Below are 18,278 nucleotides of genomic sequence, written 5' to 3' on the forward strand. Positions count from 1 at the left end.
GCACGAAGTCAGGAGACACCCGTGGTCGAAAGTCGCCTGATCGGGCCCGTGCGCGTCGTCGGCACCGGGCTGCTCGGCACGAGCATCGGCCTCGGCCTCCGCGCGCGCGGCATCGAGGTCATCCTCGCCGACGCCTCGCCGACGAACCTCAGCATCGCGATCGACTACGGCGCCGGCCGGGCCGCCCAGGCCGGCGACCGGCCGCAGCTCATCGTCGTGTGCGTGCCGCCGGACGTGACCGCCGAGATCGTCGCCCGCGAACTCGAATCCTTCCCCGACGCCATCGTGACGGATGTCGCGAGCGTCAAGCTCGCGCCCCTCGCCGAACTGCGCGCCCGCGGCGCCGACATCTCCCGCTACATCGGCTCGCACCCCCTCGCCGGCCGCGAACGCGGGGGACCCCTCGCCGGACGCGCCGACCTCTTCCTCGGTCGGCCCTGGGTCGTCGCCGCCCACGACGGCATCAGCTACCAGCAGGCCACCGCGATCGACGACCTCATCCTCGACCTCGGTGCGACCCTCGTGGAGATGAGTCCCGAAGACCACGACCGCGGCGTCGCCCTCGTCTCCCATGTGCCCCAGGTCGTCTCGACCCTGATGGCCCGGCGTCTCACGGATGCCCCCGCCGCGTCCCTCAACCTCGCCGGCCAGGGCCTTCGCGACGTGACGCGCGTCGCTGCGAGCGACCCCGAACTGTGGGTGCAGATCCTCGGCGCGAACGCGGCCCCGGTGCGCGAGATCCTCACCGCATACCGCGACGACCTCGACCGGTTCATCACCGCCCTCGCCGACCCGGCGGCCCCCGGCGCCCGCCGCCGCGTCGCCGAAGAACTCGCCGGCGGCAACGCCGGCGTCTCCCGGCTGCCCGGCAAGCACGGCCACGACCGCCGCTTCGTCTCCCTGACCGTGATGGTCGACGACACACCCGGCCAGATCGCCCGGCTCCTCAACGAGATCGGCGCCCTCGGCGTCAACGTCGAAGACCTCCGGCTCGAGCACTCACCCGGTGCGGAACTCGGCCTCGCCGAGATCTCCGTGCTCCCAGAGGCCGTCACCCGCCTCACCGAAGAGCTGGCCGCACGCGGCTGGCGGATTGCCGGCTAGCACATGACTGAATCCACGCATCCGCTCGTCGTCGCCATCGACGGCCCCGCCGGGAGCGGCAAGTCGAGCGTCAGCCGTGCCGTCGCCCGCCGCCTCGGCTACGGCTACCTCGACACCGGCGCCGCCTACCGGGCCCTCGCCTGGTTCGTGCGCGACCGCGCCATCGACCCCGCTGACACGGATGCCGTCATCGGCGCCCTGCCCTCCTTCGACTATGCGATCGGCACAGACCCCGACGACCCGGCCGTCAGCGTCGGAGCGGTCGACGTCACCGAGGCCATCCGGGAGCCGGCCGTCTCGGCGATCGTGAGCGCCGTCGCCCGCGTCCCCGCCGTGCGCGCCCACCTCACCGCGCTGTTCCGCAGCATCGCAGCGGGCGTCGACCGGCCCGGAATCGTCGTCGAAGGACGGGACATCACGACCGTCGTCGCACCGGAGGCGGAGGTCCGGATCCTGCTCACGGCATCCGAACAAGCTAGAATGGCTAGGCGCTCTGCGGAAATATCGACTCAATCGGCTCAAACCGTGGCAGATCAGTTGCGATCGAGGGATCGCGCCGACTCACAGGTCGTCGAATTCATGAGCGCCGCAGACGGTGTGAACACCGTCGACTCCACCCATCTCGACTTCGAACAGACCATTGGCGCGGTCATCGAGGTCATCAACACACGTACCGCGAGGACCTCGCATGACTAACGAATACGACGAAACACTTCCCGATCTCGACCCCGACCTCGGGGCAAGACTGGACGATCTCGACGACGACCTGGCGACACAGCGCGCCGCCGCCCTCCGCACCGGGCTCAACGACTACGACCTCGACGACGAGGACTTCGATGTCCTCGACTCGGTGACGGACGACCCCGACGCGATCACCTACCTCCCGGCCCTGCCGGTCATCGCCATCGTCGGCCGCCCGAACGTCGGCAAGTCGGCGCTCGTCAACCGCATCCTCGGCCGCCGTGAGGCTGTCGTGGAGAACACCCCCGGCGTCACCCGCGACCGCGTCACCTACAAGGGCGAATGGCACGAACGCAAGTTCAGCATCGTCGACACCGGCGGCTGGGAGCCCGACGCCAAGGGCATCGACGCCTCCGTCGCCATGCAGGCCGAGCTCGCCATCGAGCTGTGCGACGTTGTCATGTTCGTCGTCGACTCCAACGTGGGCCCGACCTCGACCGATGAAGCCGTCGTTCGCCTGCTCCGCAAGGCCGGCAAGCCGGTCTTCCTCGTCGCCAACAAGGTCGACGACGTGCGCCAGGAGCCCGAATCGGCCAACCTGTGGTCGCTCGGCCTCGGCCAGCCGTGGCCCGTCTCGGCCCTGCACGGCCGCGGCGTCGCCGACCTGCTCGACGCGATCCTCGAGAAGCTTCCCGAGATCTCCGCCGTCGCCAAGCAGGAAGTCGGCGGCCCCCGCCGCGTCGCCATCCTCGGCCGCCCGAACGTCGGCAAGTCCAGCCTCCTCAACAAGGTCGTCGGCGAAGAGCGCGTTGTCGTCAACGAGCTCGCCGGCACCACCCGCGACCCGGTCGACGAGCAGGTCGAACTCGGCGGCAAGGTCTGGCGCTTCGTCGACACCGCCGGCATCCGCCGTCGCGTGCACCTCTCCCAGGGCGCCGACTTCTACGCCTCGCTCCGCACGAGCGCCGCACTCGAAAAGGCCGAGGTCGCCGTCGTGCTCATCGACGTGACCGAGGTCATCTCCGAGCAGGACGTGCGCGTCATCGACCTCGTCCTCGAATCCGGCCGCGCCCTCGTGCTCGCCTTCAACAAGTGGGACCAGATCGACGACGACCGTCGCCGGTACCTCGAGCGCGAGATCGAGCTCGACCTCGCCCACGTGGCATGGGCCCCCCGCGTGAACATCTCGGCGAAGACCGGCCGCCACATGGAGAAGCTCGTCCCCGCCCTCGAGGTCGCCCTCGAGTCGTGGGACACCCGCGTCGCCACCGGCAAGTTCAACGCCTTCCTCGCCGAGCTCGCCGCAGAGCACCCGCACCCCGTGCGCAGCGGCAAGCAGCCGCGCATCCTGTTCGGCACCCAGGCCTCGAGCCGCCCGCCGACCTTCGTCATCTTCACCACCGGGTTCCTCGACCCGGGCTACCGTCGCTTCATCCAGCGTCGCCTCCGCGAGGTCTACGGCTTCGAGGGCAGCCCGATCAACATCAGCATGCGCGTCCGCGAGAAGCGCAAGCGCTAAGCAGTCGTTCCACGCTTGACCTGACGCATGCGTCGCCGTCCCCGGTAGGGGGAGGCGACGCATCCGTCGTTTAAGCGCCTGTGGCGATGTTGCCGGGCCGATCGACGTGCACGGATGCGCCGCCGCCCCGAACCGGGGACTGTCGCGCATCGGCGCTCTCCTCTACATTCGGGCTAGCGCCCCAGCGGTGCCACAGGTGTCGGATCCCCGCCCGAATCGGGGAGCTCGCCACCCGCCACACGTGTCGGATCCCCGCCCGAATCGGGGATTTCGACATTCAAGCCTTACCCGAGGATTGTCCATGCATACGAAGTTCCCTGCTTCGCTGACCCGAAAACGTTTCGCCGCCCGAACGGTGCCGCCCGCCGCACCACTCGCGTCGACTGCGCCGTCGGATGCCCGCATCGCGCCGCCCGCTGCCCGGGCATCGCGCCGAGGCGTCCCCGAGATCGCCTATGGTCGCGCCGCCATCTTCACCGTGGTGGTCGGCTGGGCTGCCCTGCTCGCCGTCGTCATCCTCCGCCAGACGGGAATCGACGGCGCGCCCTGGTCGATCCTCGACCGCGCGCTGTCCGTGGCTGGCGCGACCCTGTGTGCGATCGCGCTCCTCTGCTACCTAGCCGCTCGGCAGGGCGCCCTGATCCGGCTGAACGAGCACGTGCGCGTCCCGCGCAGGGAACTGGAGCGTCACTTCGCCGCACGCCAGGAGGCCCTGACCGTGCTCGTCGCCGGGGGCGACAGTGCCGGTGCCCGAACCGGGCCGCACGCCCTGCGCGCCTCGCTCTGGTCCGCGGCCCTGCAGGAATACCCCACGCTCCGGGTCGTGCTGCTGCTCGACGCCAGCTCAGAGCCGAGCGCCCAGGCCGAGGCCCTGATGATCGTGCGCCGGCTCACCGATGCCCTGGCCGAACCCCGCGCCCGGTTCGAAGACGCCCTGTTCGTGCTGGAGCTCGAACTCGCCTGGGGCCACGACGCGACCGACGCCCACGAGGTGGCCGAAGACCTCATCGACGGCCTCGCCGCCGACTACCGCTGGGCCGTCGCCTGGCTGGCCCGGCAGCGCCTCGACGAGGCCGTCACCGACCCGTCGAGTGCCGTCTTCAGCACGCACACCCTCGGCGGTCCCGCCGCCGACTTCGCCCGCATCGCCGCGGACCTCGACCGGGCCATCTCCGAGCACATCCCGCAGACCCCCGAGCGGATGCTCCGTCTTCAGCGCCGCCTCGCCTGGACGTTCTCCGCCGAACTGGAGATCTTCGACGGCAGCCTCGCCGGTTACGTGGACCAGATCGGTGCCACTGCTACTTCCACCGGCACCGGCACCGGCGATGTCGCCGAGACGGACTACCTGCTCACCCTCGGGCCGGAAGCCCAGCTCCTCAGCGATTACTGCCTGCGCTCGATCTACTTCCTGGACGAACCGGAGCACCGCGGTGTCGCCGTGGTCCAAACCCCGTCGTTCCCGCAGGGCGGCCAGTGCACCGGGCGATTCTTCCCGGGGATCCGCAGCCTCCTGCACCGCAGCGCGTCCCGGTATGGAGCCTCGTTCTGGGTCGGGTCCACCGCGCTCATCCGCACGAGTGCCCTCGGCGATTTCCGTAGCGGTCGGGCCGGGGGAGTAGCGGCCGTGCCCGCCGAAGTGGATGCCCCCCGCGGCCTGGCCATGCCGGCCCGCGCCGCGTCCGGGCCGTCCTCACCGCCCTCGCCGTCCGCACCTGGCTCGGTCTCCGCGGTCGACCTGGGCGTGCGCGGCTGGACGCTCGCGAATTTCCCGGAGCGTCTCAGCTTCAGCCCGGCGGCCCCCGGATTCGGTTCGGTCATCGTGCAGCACCGCCGCCCGCTCCTCGGCGACGCCGTTCTCCTGCCCCGGATCTGGCGGCAGCTGCGCCGCGAGTTCGGGGCCGGGCGGTCCGCTGGCGGGAGCGGTCGTTCGCCCCGGTGGACGCCGCGCTGAGGGACGGGCGTCGCCGGGCGTCCGTTGTGCACACAAGAGGTCGCCGGAGGCGGTAAGCTTTCTAAGTTGTCTCCTGCAGAATGCGCTTCTCGAAGTGTGTTGGCGGAGGGTGACGGGCTGTAGCGCAGCTTGGTAGCGCACCTGACTGGGGGTCAGGGGGTCGCAGGTTCAAATCCTGTCAGCCCGACCAAATGTCCCGGAAACTCAAGGGTTTCCGGGACTTTTTGGTTAGAGGATTTAACGAGAGCCCCGCGCTACGCGAGCGGTCTCATCGAGGCACCCGGCTAAAACCGTAAAGGCCCACGGAACGTCTAGGCTCCTGAGGTCATCCGGGCGGTCGTGTCGAAGGTCTCGTGGACCTCTCGGTCGGCCGCGACGGGCAGCGCTAGAACTCACACCCGCGTGGGAGCGCAGTACGTCCATGTCGAGAGCGGCATCCGGGGTTCCCGGGGGCGAGCATCTCTTCGCTTCCCGAGTCGTCTGCGCTCACCATGAACGGCCGTAGCCGCGTGATTGCTGGGATGCCCATTCCCCCACCCGTTTCGAACGCCCGCGGGGTGAACGCTGGCCTTTCCATCAATCAAGAACCTCCATCGAAACCGGGGGGTGATACTACTGTTGCCGTATGTTCATGAACGAGCCGCTGCCCAGCCACCCCGCTCCGGATAACCCGTCAGGGAAGCTGATTCTCTTGCGCCATGGGGAGACGGAGTGGTCGAAGGAGGGTAAACACACTGGACTCACGGATGTTCCGCTCACCGACCGGGGAGAGGAACTGGCCCGCGGCGCGGGCAGGTTAGTGGCCGGCTACGATTTCTCCCTCGTGCTGACCTCGCCGCTGCAGCGTGCGCGACGCACTGCTGAGCTCGCTGGCCTTCAAGCGGAGGTTGATCCGCTTCTCATTGAGTGGGACTACGGCGGGTACGAGGGGCGTACGACGCGCGATATCCGCAGCGAACTCGGCTACAACTGGAGCGCATTCACCCACGGCGTGATTCGTGGTCACACGCCCGGTGAGACGGTCGAGGAGGTCGCCGCCCGCGCGTCGCGGGTGCTCACGCGGGTGCTGCCTGCCATGGAGGAGGGAAATGTCGCCCTGATCGCGCACGGCCATTTCCTGCGCATTCTCACCGCCGTGTACCTGAGGATGGCCCCTCGATTCGGTGCTCAAATCACCCTGGATGCTGGATCAGTCTCCGTGCTCAGCTTCTACCGTGAGCAGCCGGCCATCGTGTCTTGGAACTACGGAGCCGAACTTCCCTTGGTGCCCTCGGAGTCCTAAGACGCAACTCAGGCTGCCCAAGGACTTGCGATTCGGTGCCGGCTGCTGGTGCGCCGGCATGTGAGCGAGGTTGAACATTTCGCGGATGCGGCTGCCTGGGCGAAACCGTCGGACCTAGAACTGCGCGGCCTAAAAGCGCGCGGTACCTCGCAACGGGCGGGGCCGGCCATCCGGGTCCATGACGAAGCGCCCGATGGGGACCGCCCAGAGCCGCTGGATGCGCGTGACCGGTTCGGGAGTGTGGTGGCGCACTCGTCCCGTGGGGCGGGTCGCGCGGTGGCCGGTTGCGTGCCAGTCGTCGAGGCCGTCGGCGGTGGTGTTCCACAGGCGGAGCGCGGCGGCGGGGTCGCCGAGCGCGGGATCGTCCGGGTCCAGGCCCAGGTGTTCCGACCACAGTTGCAGGCGGAGGTCCCGGGCCAGACGCCCGGAAGCATCGGGGCCGTTCCCTGCGCCGGGTGCTTCCGGGGTGCCCGGGGTGGTATCGATGACGGCGCACGTGAGCTCGCTGTCGGTGGTCCACGATCGGCGATTGAAGTTGTCCGAGCCACAGGTGACCCACGTGTCGTCGACGATGCAGACCTTGGCGTGCACGTAGATCGGAGTGCCCGCGGCGTTCTCGAGGTCGAAAACGCCGACCCGGCCTGGCGCGGCGCGGCGGAGCATGCTGAGTGCCCGCAACTGGCCCAGCCGGCTTGCCGGCCCGGCGAGACGCCCGTCGGAGTCGGGATACCGGGGCACGACGACGATCAGGGTCAACTCGGGGTTGCGTGTGAGGGCCGCCGCGAGAGCGGCTGCGACTTCCGTGGACCACAGATACTGGTCCTCTATGTAGATCAGCGAGCGCGCGCGGGCGAAGGCCTTCCCGTAGGCGCGGGCAATGCTGCGCTCCCCGGCAGGCGCGAACGGGAACGGTGGGCGCTTCACACCGTAGGTGCGCAGCAGCTGCACGGCGTGCGGGCCCGCCGGCGGCGGTGGTGGCGCGGATTCCGGCAGGGGCCTGGGGTGCCGGGGCATGCGGGCGAGACGCTGTAGCAGCATCCGGTAGGGCGTGCGCCGGTCCAGTGGGTGAGGGTCGTTCCATCGCTCGGCGAACACCGCCAGTAGGTCTGCCACCACGGGGCCGTGCAGTTCGAGGGAGGCATCGTGCCACGGCGGGCGTTTGCCGTACCGCGGATCCATATCCAGCGCCTGCGGGTCTCCCGTGTGTCCGGCGTCGTCCCGGCGGCCGTGGCAAAGGTCGAGTCCGCCGACGAACGCGATGTCCCGCGACGGGTCGTCCCGACGGCGGATGACGAAGAACTTCTGGTGATGCGAGCCGAAGAGGCGCACGCGCTGGTCCAGCAGCACCTCGCCGCCAGCCTCGTTGATCTCGCGACCCAGCCGTTCGTTGGAGCGGCCGCTCATCGGGGCCGACACGCTTTCCCCGTGGGATCTCCAGACGAGGCCGCGCACTTCCACTCCCGAGCGGGCCAGTCCAGCGAGCAGATCGCCGATCGATGGCCCGTCCGGCAGCATCCGCTCGTCGGCATCGCCACGCCAGTCGGTGAACCAGACGCGGTCTCCCGCCTGCAACGCCGTCAACTCCTCGTGCAGCCGGGCGAAGTAGGTGGTGCCATGCACCAGGGGCACCACGAGGTTGCCCTCCGACCAGGCCGGCGATCCGGCACTACCCGCATGCACGTCCGTGGACAGGTTTCCGCGCTCGGCCCGGCTGAGGAACCAGGTACTCGGATCAGTGCGCACGCGATGCACTTTACGGCACGACCGATCCGAGGCCGAGGATCACTCCTGCACATCCTCGGGTGGGATAAGGGATCCGTGGAAGTGCTGCTGCCGGAACCATCCCGATGTGCCTCCACCGGGGATCTGATGCAGCCAAACGGGCAATGAAACGACCGTGATGTCTCCTTCAGGAGCAGCCGCGTGGATTTCGCACATGGACTGGCTCACCGACCCGCCGATCTACCTTCCACTTTGCGCCGAGGATCGAGCGTTTTCAATCGTTCCATCCGCGAAAGCGGAAGAACGTCCGTAACTTCCTTGGCGGTGCCGGTGTTGCTCGACGTGTCGGTCACGGTTCAGCGCTCCTAGTGCGTGCGGCCCTCGACGGGTGTGGGGCATCGAGCCGGTGTGCCGGTCAGCCCCCGTTGGAGACGGTCGTGGCGGTCGGGGAGATCGCGTCCTCGGGCCAGGCCGACTCGTACGGGTGGCCGGTCAGCTTCTCGACGACCACACGGGCCTCGGAGGTGACCTCGTCCTTGGAGCCGCCGGCCTCGAGGCGGTCGATCTCGGCGCGCAGAACTGCGTGGTTCTGCGGGTCGAGGTACATGAACCGTGAGATGGCGAACGCGATAGCGATGAGGACGAGCGGCCCGACGATGACGACGAGTGCGATGACGTGCTGGGTGCCGGAGCTCTGAACGAGGGGGCAGGAGTTGAGGCACGAGGCGTCGAGCTGCACGCCGCCCTCGCTGCCGGGCTTGAGGAATCCACCCAGGTCCAGGAACCACGAGACGATGAGGGTCGCGACCGCGCCTGTCGACTTGCGGCCGAAGGTCATCACCGCGGCATAGATTCCGGCGCGGTCCTGGCGGGTCATAATCCGGTCGACGTCGGGGATGAACGGGAAGACGTTCCACGGCGTGAACTCGAGGATGGATCGTCCGGCCTGATACGCGAGGCCGACGATGACGAGCAGCACCATCGTCGAGGACGGCTGGATGAGGTAGATCGCGCCGAGGGCGAGCAGGCAGGCGATGATCACGGAGTAGGACATGGCAAACAAGTAGCGCGGGCCCTTGCGGATCATGAGGAATGCGGCGAGCACCGTGGTCGGCAGCCCGATGATGGACAGCGCCTGGAGGGTGAGGCCGAAAGACTCGCTGCCGTGCACGGCGTACACGACGAAGAACGTCAGCGCTGTGGCGAAGATGTCCTTGCCCGTAAAGGAGAAGAGATAGATCGCCAGGTGCTTGCGGAAGCTCGAGTTCTTGAACGTCGAGCCGAAGTCCTTGAGGTTGTCGGTAATGAGCTTTCCGACAGGCACCTTGGGCTGGGCGTCGAGCTCCGCGAGGAACTCCGGGGTGAGCTTGCGCTCCCAGGTGGTGAAGTACGTCGTGATGACGGCGCCGGCGAACAGCACGGAGAAGATGAGACCGGTGATGAGGTAGGCGTTCGGGTTGTTCGTCCCCTTGATCTGGGCCGGGATGAAGAAGACGAGGAAGGTGCCCGTGGCCGACAGGAACATGCGGGTTGAGCTGAGCTTCGTCCGCAGCTTGTAGTTGTCCGTCATCTCGGTGGGCAGGGTCTCCCACGGGATGAGAATCATCGCCATGATCATCTCAACAGCCAGGTAGACGATCAGGTAGTACCAGAAGCCCTGTTGCGAGATCCACAGCAGGGGGAAGACGACGAGGAGCAAGGGTGCGCCGATGAGCAGGAAGAAGTGGCGGCGGCCGAACTTTTTGCCCAGGCGGGTCCGATAGAAGTTGTCGGTCAGCGGGCCGATGATGAGGCTGACGACCGCGTCGACGATGCGGGCGATGAAGAGGATCGTGCCGGCTTGGACGGCGCTGACGTCCCCGTAGGTCGTGAAGAAGTACAGCATCAGGCCGCTGATGATGGTGTTCCAGCCGCCGCCCATGAGGTCCAGGACACCGAAGCCGATGCTCCGGGCAAGCGTGATGGGTCGGGCCGTGTACACGCGTGGGGTCGATTTGTCGATGAGGGGGCTCACGTCATTGTGCCTTCTGCTTCAGGGTCCCAGGCTCGTTCCGGGGATGTCTGCACACTACCATACAAGCACACATGCGTGTGTGATCGAGGCATGAGCACAGCGATATACGGATCCTTCCCTGTGCCGACACGGCCGAGCTCAGCGACTAGGTCCGGCTCAGCGCTTCCTCATCGGCCGCAACATTCTTCTGCACGGCGAACTGGGTCCGGTGTAATTCCTCGTACCGACCACCCACAGCCAGCAGTTCCTCGTGCGTACCGCGCTCCACGATCGAGCCGTCCTCAACCACGAGGATCAGGTCCGCGTTGCGGATGGTGGAGAGGCGGTGTGCGATCACCATCGCCGTCCGTCCCTTGAGCGCCTCGCTGAGCGCCGCCTGCACGGCGGCCTCAGACGTCGAGTCCAGCGCCGCCGTTGCCTCATCGAGGATGACGACGCGCGGCTGGGCGAGCAGGAGTCTCGCGATGGTCATCCGCTGGCGCTCACCCCCGGACAGCCGGTAGCCACGCTCTCCCACCATGGTGTCCAGCTGGTCCGGCAGCGACCGGATAAGCGGCTCGAGCCGCGCACGGCGGACGGCGTCCCACACCTCGTCGTCGGACGCCTCCGGCCTCGCAAGGCGCAGATTGGAGAGGATGGTCTCGTGGAACAGGTGGCCGTCCTGCGTCACCATGCCCAGGCTGTGCCGCATGGAGACGAACGTGACATCGCGGACATCCGTCCCCGCGAGGCGTACGGCGCCGCTGTCGACGTCATACAGGCGCGAGAGGAGCTGCGCAATTGTGGACTTTCCGGCACCGGACGAACCAACGAGGGCAACGGTCTGCCCCGGCTCAATCCTGAAGGACACGCCGTGCAGCACCTCCTCGCCGCCGCGGGTGTCCAGCGTGGAAACCTCTTCGAGGGAGGCGAGGGAGACTTTGTCCGCGGACGGGTAGGCGAAGCGGACGTTGTCGAACTCGACGGCCACTGGGCCTTCGGGGATGGGGACGGCGTCGGGCTTCTCCTGGATGAGCGGTTCGAGGTCCAGCACCTCGAAGACGCGCTCGAAGCTGACCACCGCGCTCATGATCTCCACCCGTGCGTTTGCCAGGCCGGTGAGCGGCGCGTAGAGGCGGGTGAGGAGGAGCGCCAAGGTGACCACGTCACCCGTATTCAGCTGGCCGGCGAGTGCGAGGGAGCCGCCGAGCCCGTACACGAGCGCCAGAGCGAGAGCAGAGACGAGCATCAGTGCGGTGAAGAAGACGAACTGCAGCATCGCGGTCCGGACCCCGATGTCGCGGACGCGGGCGGCGCGGACGCGGAACTCCTCGGCCTCCTCGTCGGGCCGGCCGAACAGCTTGACGAGGGTGGCGCCGGGCGCCGAGAAGCGCTCGGTCATCTGCGTACTCATGGCGGAATTGTGGTCGGCGGCCTCGCGGCGCAGCGCGGCGAGGCGGCTGCCCATGCGGCGCGCGGGCACCAGAAAGATGGGGAGCATGATCACGGCGAGAACCGTCACGAGCCAGGACGTGCTGAGCATGACGATCAGGGTGAGGGTCAGCGCCACGAGGTTCGTGACCACGCCGGACAGCGTGCCGCTAAAGGCCTGCTGAGCGCCGATCACATCGTTGTTGAGGCGGCTCACGAGGGCGCCCGTCCGCGTGCGGGTGAAGAACGCGATCGGCATCTTCTGCACGTGGTTGAAGACGGCAGTGCGGAGGTCCAGGATCACGCCTTCGCCGATCCGCGCCGAGTACCAGCGCGTCACGAGTGATACGGCGGCGTCGGCCACGGCCACGAGGGCGATGACCACTGCGATCCAAACGATCGTGGTGACCGCGCCCTGGGCGACGATGACGTCGACCACCTTGCCGGCGAGTACCGGCGTCGCGACCGCGAGGAAAGCTCCCACGATGGAGAGGGTGATGAAGATCAGAAGCTTGGACCGGTAGGGCACCGCGAACGTCAGGATCCGCCGAACGGACTCACGGGAGAAGCCGTTCTTGCCGTCCCTGGCGGAAGAGATCTTGTACAGCGAGCTCCAGGCCGCGCTTTCCATGCTCATTGAGGTTCCTTCCGTGGGCAGAAGGCCCAGCTTAGATGGCGACGTGCCCCAGCTCGCTGTTCTCCGCTGCGCCGGCTCCGAGGCGGAAGTCAAGACGGTTGTCATCGTGGTTGGTGGTCGTGGTGGTGTTCCAGCCGGGGAACAGCCGGAGACTGACCCCGCGGCCGGGCCGAAGGAGCGGGCCCGGTCGGCGAACCACCGCCTCGACCCAAGTCGGTCAGCGGCACGATGCTGAAATCTTGTGAGCTAGGCTAACAAAAAGCTTGATGTTAGCGATCACTTTCGGCCAAAGAGCCCACTGGCGTGGCATCCAAGTCCCATAACCGGGAAGGGCATGCGTCAGAGTGGACAGCTGCGATAGGGAATAGCTGAGCACACCATAATGTGCCGCGCTCCATTTCATCGCCGAGAACGCACTCATGGCACAACGGCCTAGGCCCGAGACGACGTCCCGGCCAGCCATCCTTCCTAGTGATCAACCGGGGCTGAAACTAGTTCCTCACTCGGAGTGAAAAATGGAAAAAGAAAAAAAGATCGACAGCAAGTTCATCTACTTCTTCGGATCATTCGGAGGCATCCTTTTCGGCTACGACATCGGAGTCATGACTGGGGCGCTCCCGTTCCTGCAAAGCGACTGGGGCCTTGACGATGCCGCCATCATCGGTTGGGTAACCTCTGGCGTCATGTTCGGCGCCATCTTCGGTGGCGCTGTGGCCGGACAGCTTTCCGATCGATTCGGACGGCGCAAGATGATTCTCGCCGCAGCGGTCGTCTTCATGCTCGGATCAATTCTCTGCGGCCTGGCACCCGAGGATGGTGTCATCTATCTGGTCATCGCCCGAATCTTCCTGGGGCTGGCGGTCGGCGCGGCGTCCGCATCGGTTCCCGCGTACATGTCCGAGCTTGCACCCGCGCGGCTACGTGGACGCTTGTCCGGCCTGAATCAGACAATGATTGTCTCCGGCATGCTGATCTCATACATCTTGGATTTCCTGCTGAAGGATCTGCCCGAAGCGTGGGCGTGGCGAGTGATGCTCGCGACGGCCGCAGTGCCGGCTGTGATTCTGTATCTGGGCGTGTTGCGGTTGCCCGAATCGCCCCGGTTCCTGGTGAAAGTCGGCAAGGAAGACGAGGCACTCACGGTACTTCGCTACATTCGCCGCCCAGACGAGGTCGATGCCGAGCTCAGATCGATCACAGAAACGGCCCAAGTCGAGAAGCAGGCGGCTGGCAATACCTCACTTGCAACGTTGTTCGACAGCAAGTACCGGTATCTCGTCATTGCGGGTGTCGGTGTCGCCGCGTTCCAGCAGCTCCAAGGTGCCAACGCGATCTTCTACTACATCCCGTTGATCGTGGAAAAGGCCACAGGTAATGCGGCAAGTTCGGCGCTGATGTGGCCGATCATCCAGGGCGTGCTCCTAGTGCTCGGCTCATTGCTGTTCCTGGTGATCGCGGACAAGTTCAACCGACGCCTCTTGCTGACCGTGGGCGGCACGATCATGGGTGTGTCCTTCCTGCTGCCCGCGATACTGAATACCGTGATGAAGGACGCGAACCCGATGATGATCGTGGTGTTCTTGAGCATCTACGTGGCAGCCTATTCGTTCACGTGGGCCCCACTCACCTGGGTGATCGTTGGAGAGATCTTCCCAATGGCGATTCGCGGCAGGGCCTCTGGTATCGCATCGTCCTTCAACTGGATCGGATCGTTCGCTGTCGGTCTCTTGTTCCCGATCATGACCGCACTGATGAGCCAGGACGCGGTGTTCGCGATCTTTGGTGCCATTTGCATTCTTGGTGTCATCTTCATTCGGACTCGTGTCCCCGAAACTCGTGGCCGCACGTTGGAGGACATCGAAACCAAAAGTATTCCGACCCAGAAAGCTTTCGCTTCTTACGAGAGGGCAGGAAGGTGACGATGTTCTCCGAAAATTCGGGCGCTGCGTGCAAGAGTTACGGCGGATGCGACATATTCAGTAGGTGAGCATCGCCGACACCCCAGCCACCGCGGACAGGAGCGAGGGAGTGGCGCTGCCTGACAGTGCGGACCCGCCCACGACTGCGGCCGATGTGGACTGGTTCACCGTGATGGTCCGCGAGTACTCGACCGCGCTCATCCGCTATTTCGCCCGCCGCGGGCCGCGTCAGGATGCCGAGGACCTGGCCGCTGAGGTCTTCGCGACAGCCTGGCGTCGACGCAACGACGTGCCCCGGGAGGCCGTGCTGCCGTGGCTGTATCGCACGGCGGGATTCACGCTCGCGAATGCGCGCAGGAAGCACATCGATCTTCCGGTCGACGAGGTGCCCGAGTCGGGCGTGGCGCGAGTCGACGGCGATCCGGAGCTGAACAGCCTGTTCGATGCGGAACTCCGTGGCGCGCTGGCAAGCGTGAGCGAGCGCGACCGGCAGATCCTTCTTCTGCACGCGTGGGAGGGCCTGGACGGAGCCGAGCTCGCCGAGGTGCTCGGTATCTCCCGATCCGGGGCGGACGCCGCGCTGTCGCGTGCGCGCAAGCGATTGCGAGAAGCCTGGGGCGAGCGGATGTCGTTCTAGGGCTTCTGCAAGATGCGGCACGGAGCGCACATATACCAGGTGAACCGAAAGCCCGGAGGCTGATTGACATGAACGACGACGACAAACAACAAGACCCGGTCGCCCGGCTGCGTGCCGCCGACCCCGCGGGGGATATCGAGGCACGTGCCGGGTTCGCCGACGAGGTCGTCGCTCGGATGACCGGCCCTGAGGCTGAACCGATGTCCGGATCGGCACCCGTGGCCGACCTGGAGACGGCACGAGCACGCCGACGGCCGCGCTGGCTCCCGTTCGTCGCGGTCGCGGCGTCGATCGCGATCGTCGGTGCCGCGGGATACGGGATCGGAGCGAGCGAAGGCGGGCCGAAGAGCCTGGCCGACGGCGCTGCTCCGCCCATCACTCTGCAGTCCAATGGGCGCCCCGACAGCGTCGCGCACGGCGGAATGGAGACATCCGTGGGTTCTGGCGCCGCGACCGACCAGAAGATGTCTTCCTCGACCTACCCCCACGGATCCGGCCGGAACGCCTTCAGCGCGTCCGGTCTTGGCACACAGGCGGGCACAGCTCAGGCCTACGCCTACGACCCTCGTTCGGCATCCAGCTCAGACAAGGTCACCGCGCTCGCCGCGGCGCTCGGCATCGGGTCACCAGCCGAACTGCGGGACGGCAGCTGGGTCGCCGGCCCGCAGGATGGCAGCGCCCCGAGCCTGTCCGTGAGTCTCGACGGCATGCTGTCCTTCTACTTCCAGAACCCGCAAATAAACCCGTGGAAGTGCGAGGGTGACAGCGCCTGCGAGCCGACCGGCCAGCCGCCGAGCGAAGACGCCGCGATCGGAGCGCTTCGTGCGCTCCTCGCCGCCGCCGGCCGGGACCCCGCCGAGTTCGAATTCACCTCTCAGGTGTCGGAGGGCTCTCCCACACGAACCGTCACGGCAAAACCGGTCATCGACGGGCAGCAGGTCGACCAGGGCTGGTCCTTGGAGATGGCCGAAGGTGGTGTCGTCAACGCCAACGGTGCCCTCGCCGACGTCATCGCTCTGGGAACGTACCCGGTGGTCAGCGAGCAAGAGGGCTTCGAACGCCTCTCAGACCCGCGGTTCAGCGGAGCGGCGACGTCTCTGCCGATCGCCCTCCGCGATCAGGCGTCGACGACCGAGGAGTGGGTGGCACCGACGGAGCCGCCGGCAACACCAGTCGCCGGCACCTCGGTCTCCTGGCCGGTGAACAAGGTCGAGATCGTCAGTGCACGCCTAGGTCTCACCACCCAGTGGCAGCCGGACGGGAGCGTCCTGGTGGTTCCCGCGTTCGCATTCACGGATGCCGAGGGCGGCACCTGGTCGGTTCTCGCCGTCGCGGAATCGAAGCTGGACTTCCGGGCCTTCTAGACCATGACAGTCGCATCGGGCGACTATTTCATTCGCCGGTTCGTGCAGAGGCTGCTCTGCGTCGTGTCACGGGCGACCGCGGCGTTGGTTGACGAACCACTCATGGATCCAAGGATCGCGATCGTCTCGATGCAGGACCGAGTTGTCAGTCTCGGGCATGTCCGGATGGATCACCGCGTGCGTTCCTCCGACGACGTCCACCTGGAATCCATCGATATCGACACTGTCCCCGGGTGCGACGACCGTAACCCGGCCGTCGTTGTTGTGGACCTGCGCCACGACGTCTGCCGGCGCCCAGATCCGGAGCTCTCGCTGGGACTCGAGTGCCGCGGAGAGCAGGTCGACGTCGAAGTGGTCGGGGTGGTCGTGTGTGACCAGGACGGCGGACGTCCCGCCGACCAGCCGAGGCGCAGCAGGTGTGAACGTGCCGGGGTCGATGAGGAGAAAGGTGCGTTCTGTTCGCGGGAGAACCGTGGGATGGGGGTGCTTGTGGAGGATCACGAGAGGGTTGTCGCCTGTTCTGCTTCGGAGTGAGCGTCGGGGTGTGCGTCGAGCGGTGACCCTGGCGCACGGCGGATGCTGACTCGTCGGAGGACGATGGCGACCACCGCGATGAATGCGGCGACGATGAGGGCGTCGATGCCGATTCCGATGCGTAGGGCGAGGAGGCTGGAGAGGCCGCCGGCAGCGGTCGCGATCGCCGACACGATCGGGGTGCCGAGGGTCATGCCGACCTGCTGTGTCATTGTGACCAAGCCGGTCGCGAGGCCCTGTTGTCCCGGTTCGACACCGGACGTCGCGGCAACCAGGAATGTGACGACGGCGACCATATGACCGATCGCGGCTATGAAGCCGACCACGGAGTAGAGGGCGATCGATCCGGGGTGGTCGTTCACGGCGACGAGTGCGGCGGTTGCCAGCGCCTGGGTTCCGAGGCCAAGGAGCATCGCGCCGCGGATACCCAGCCGTCCGACGACGCGGGGCCCGATGACGCCGCCGACGACAGCGCCGACGCCTGTCAAGCCGATGATCAGACCGGTGATGAGCGGGTCGAGTTCCAGCACGTGCTGGAAGTACATCGTGGACAGGAACACAAGGCCGGTCTCCATCGCGAGCGATGCGAAGCCGATGAGGTGACCGGCGAGGATATTCGGCCGTGTCAGGAGCTTCAGGGGCACCAGCGGGGCGCTGTGGCGTCGCTCGGTGCGGATGAAGAAGACGATCAGGACAATGCTGGCGGCGAGACAGATCAGGCCGTTCGGGTCCGTGACGCCGTGCTCACCGAAGCGGGACATCGCGAAGACCAGGGTGATCAGCGCCGTGGTGATGAGCGCCGCACCGCGCACGTCAAGGCGGGCCTGATGCTCTCTGGTTGGTTCGCGGATGATGAGTAGCGCCAGTACAACGACTGCGGCGGCGATCGGGACGTTGACGAGGAACGCTGCCCGCCAGGACAGGTAGTTCGTCAAGATCCCGCCGAACACCGCGCCGGCAGTGAATCCCAGCGAGGCGAGGACGCTGCTCAGCCCGAGTGCCCGGCGTCGGAGCGGCCCCTCCGGGAAGATGGAGGTGATCAGCGCGAGCGCGGCGGGCATCGCGGCCGCTGTCGCCAAGCCCTGCAGCGCCCGCGCTACGAGCAGAACCGCGGGAGAGCCAGCGAAGCCGCCCACGAGCGATGCTCCAGCGAGGACTGCCATACCGATGACGAACATCCGGCGACGTCCGACCCAATCGCCCAGCCGCCCGAGCAACAACGTGAAGCCCGCCGCGCACAGCGCGAACGTCGTCGCGACCCACTGCACATCGGCGGACGCAAACCCCAATGCCGACCCGATTTCCGGAAGTGCGACGTTCAGAATCGAAAAGTCCACCGAGAGCAGGAACTGCGAGGAAAGGAGGATCAGGAGTGCGACGAGTTGGTGTCGGGTCATACGTGAGTGCATTTGCCCTAGCCTGTCGTTGTCGGTGATGACCAGCCAGACCCCCGGTGTGCGTACCACCAGCAGGGTCAGGCTGATCCTCCCGACCGGTCGCT

At 66.8% G+C, this 18,278-nt stretch carries 14 protein-coding genes and 1 tRNA gene; 9 read left to right on the top strand and 6 right to left on the bottom strand.

All coding sequences use genetic code 11. The features are described from left to right. The first annotated feature begins 21 nt into the window (after nt 1-21). The 6 genes from RHM57_RS04800 to RHM57_RS04825 all read left to right on the top strand — a co-directional run bounded on the left by RHM57_RS04800 (nt 22) and on the right by RHM57_RS04825 (nt 6,540). A complete protein-coding gene (locus tag RHM57_RS04800; RefSeq protein ID WP_322140732.1) occupies nt 22-1,104 on the top strand; it encodes a prephenate dehydrogenase in 1,083 nt (360 codons plus the stop codon). A 3-nt stretch (nt 1,105-1,107) separates the two neighbouring features. Continuing rightward, nucleotides 1,108-1,800, top strand: coding sequence for a (d)CMP kinase (cmk, locus tag RHM57_RS04805; RefSeq protein ID WP_134450162.1), 693 nt, complete (start codon nt 1,108-1,110; stop codon nt 1,798-1,800). Continuing rightward, complete coding sequence (gene der / locus RHM57_RS04810) at nt 1,793-3,304, top strand: ribosome biogenesis GTPase Der (RefSeq protein WP_134450163.1); 1,512 nt, start codon at nt 1,793-1,795, stop codon at nt 3,302-3,304. Before cmk ends, der begins: the two co-directional genes overlap by 8 nt. A 301-nt stretch (nt 3,305-3,605) precedes the next feature. After that, the gene (locus RHM57_RS04815; protein ID WP_322140733.1) at nt 3,606-5,258 is read left to right on the top strand and encodes a hypothetical protein; all 1,653 of its coding nucleotides are present in this window, start codon (nt 3,606-3,608) and stop codon (nt 5,256-5,258) included. 113 nt (nt 5,259-5,371) lie between these two features. Next, nucleotides 5,372-5,448, top strand: a tRNA-Pro gene (locus tag RHM57_RS04820). 435 nt (nt 5,449-5,883) lie between these two features. Next, nucleotides 5,884-6,540, top strand: coding sequence for a histidine phosphatase family protein (locus tag RHM57_RS04825; RefSeq protein ID WP_322140734.1), 657 nt, complete (start codon nt 5,884-5,886; stop codon nt 6,538-6,540). 129 nt (nt 6,541-6,669) lie between these two features. Here RHM57_RS04825 and RHM57_RS04830 read toward each other — a convergent pair whose 3' ends face one another. From RHM57_RS04830 to RHM57_RS04845, 4 genes are all read right to left on the bottom strand, one after another. Continuing rightward, nucleotides 6,670-8,283 carry a phospholipase D family protein gene (locus tag RHM57_RS04830; protein WP_166791034.1) on the bottom strand — a complete coding sequence of 538 codons (1,614 nt, stop codon included), beginning with the start codon at nt 8,281-8,283 and terminating at the stop codon, nt 6,670-6,672. A gap of 394 nt (nt 8,284-8,677) precedes the next feature. Continuing rightward, complete coding sequence (locus RHM57_RS04835; protein WP_322140736.1) at nt 8,678-10,276, bottom strand: MFS transporter; 1,599 nt, start codon at nt 10,274-10,276, stop codon at nt 8,678-8,680. Between the two features lie 145 nt (nt 10,277-10,421). After that, nucleotides 10,422-12,323 (bottom strand): ABC transporter ATP-binding protein, encoded by a 1,902-nt coding sequence (locus RHM57_RS04840; protein ID WP_322136113.1) that lies wholly within the window; start codon nt 12,321-12,323, stop codon nt 10,422-10,424. 31 nt (nt 12,324-12,354) lie between these two features. Further along, a complete protein-coding gene (locus RHM57_RS04845; protein ID WP_198413402.1) occupies nt 12,355-12,522 on the bottom strand; it encodes a hypothetical protein in 168 nt (55 codons plus the stop codon). Between the two features lie 316 nt (nt 12,523-12,838). Here RHM57_RS04845 and RHM57_RS04850 point away from each other — a divergent pair, with 316 nt between their 5' ends. The 3 genes from RHM57_RS04850 to RHM57_RS04860 all read left to right on the top strand — a co-directional run bounded on the left by RHM57_RS04850 (nt 12,839) and on the right by RHM57_RS04860 (nt 16,243). Next, a complete protein-coding gene (locus RHM57_RS04850; protein WP_134558554.1) occupies nt 12,839-14,242 on the top strand; it encodes a sugar porter family MFS transporter in 1,404 nt (467 codons plus the stop codon). Nucleotides 14,243-14,306: 64 nt separating this feature from the next. Further along, nucleotides 14,307-14,879 (top strand): sigma-70 family RNA polymerase sigma factor, encoded by a 573-nt coding sequence (locus tag RHM57_RS04855; protein ID WP_322140737.1) that lies wholly within the window; start codon nt 14,307-14,309, stop codon nt 14,877-14,879. A gap of 68 nt (nt 14,880-14,947) precedes the next feature. Continuing rightward, a complete protein-coding gene (locus tag RHM57_RS04860) occupies nt 14,948-16,243 on the top strand; it encodes a hypothetical protein (RefSeq protein WP_322136110.1) in 1,296 nt (431 codons plus the stop codon). Between the two features lie 66 nt (nt 16,244-16,309). Here RHM57_RS04860 and RHM57_RS19540 read toward each other — a convergent pair whose 3' ends face one another. Then, nucleotides 16,310-16,744, bottom strand: a complete 435-nt coding sequence (locus tag RHM57_RS19540; RefSeq protein ID WP_369125143.1) for an MBL fold metallo-hydrolase — start codon at nt 16,742-16,744, stop codon at nt 16,310-16,312. Continuing rightward, on the bottom strand, nt 16,741-18,174 hold the full coding sequence (locus tag RHM57_RS04870; protein WP_322136108.1) for an MFS transporter: 1,434 nt from the start codon (nt 18,172-18,174) through the stop codon (nt 16,741-16,743). Before RHM57_RS04870 ends, RHM57_RS19540 begins: the two co-directional genes overlap by 4 nt. Between the last annotated feature and the right edge of the window lie 104 nt (nt 18,175-18,278).

Origin of the sequence: Cryobacterium sp. 10S3 (assembly GCF_034344045.1) — a bacterium.
Lineage (GTDB): Bacteria > Actinomycetota > Actinomycetes > Actinomycetales > Microbacteriaceae > Cryobacterium > Cryobacterium glucosi.

Coding starts and splice junctions, on each gene's coding strand:
- cmk (WP_134450162.1), top strand. CDS start 1,108: ATGACTGAATCCACGCATCCGCTCGTCGTCGCCATCGACGGCCCCGCC.
- RHM57_RS04870 (WP_322136108.1), bottom strand. CDS start 18,174: ATGACCCGACACCAACTCGTCGCACTCCTGATCCTCCTTTCCTCGCAG.
- RHM57_RS04850 (WP_134558554.1), top strand. CDS start 12,839: ATGGAAAAAGAAAAAAAGATCGACAGCAAGTTCATCTACTTCTTCGGA.
- der (WP_134450163.1), top strand. CDS start 1,793: ATGACTAACGAATACGACGAAACACTTCCCGATCTCGACCCCGACCTC.
- RHM57_RS04815 (WP_322140733.1), top strand. CDS start 3,606: ATGCATACGAAGTTCCCTGCTTCGCTGACCCGAAAACGTTTCGCCGCC.
- RHM57_RS04860 (WP_322136110.1), top strand. CDS start 14,948: ATGAACGACGACGACAAACAACAAGACCCGGTCGCCCGGCTGCGTGCC.
- RHM57_RS04840 (WP_322136113.1), bottom strand. CDS start 12,323: ATGAGCATGGAAAGCGCGGCCTGGAGCTCGCTGTACAAGATCTCTTCC.
- RHM57_RS04825 (WP_322140734.1), top strand. CDS start 5,884: ATGTTCATGAACGAGCCGCTGCCCAGCCACCCCGCTCCGGATAACCCG.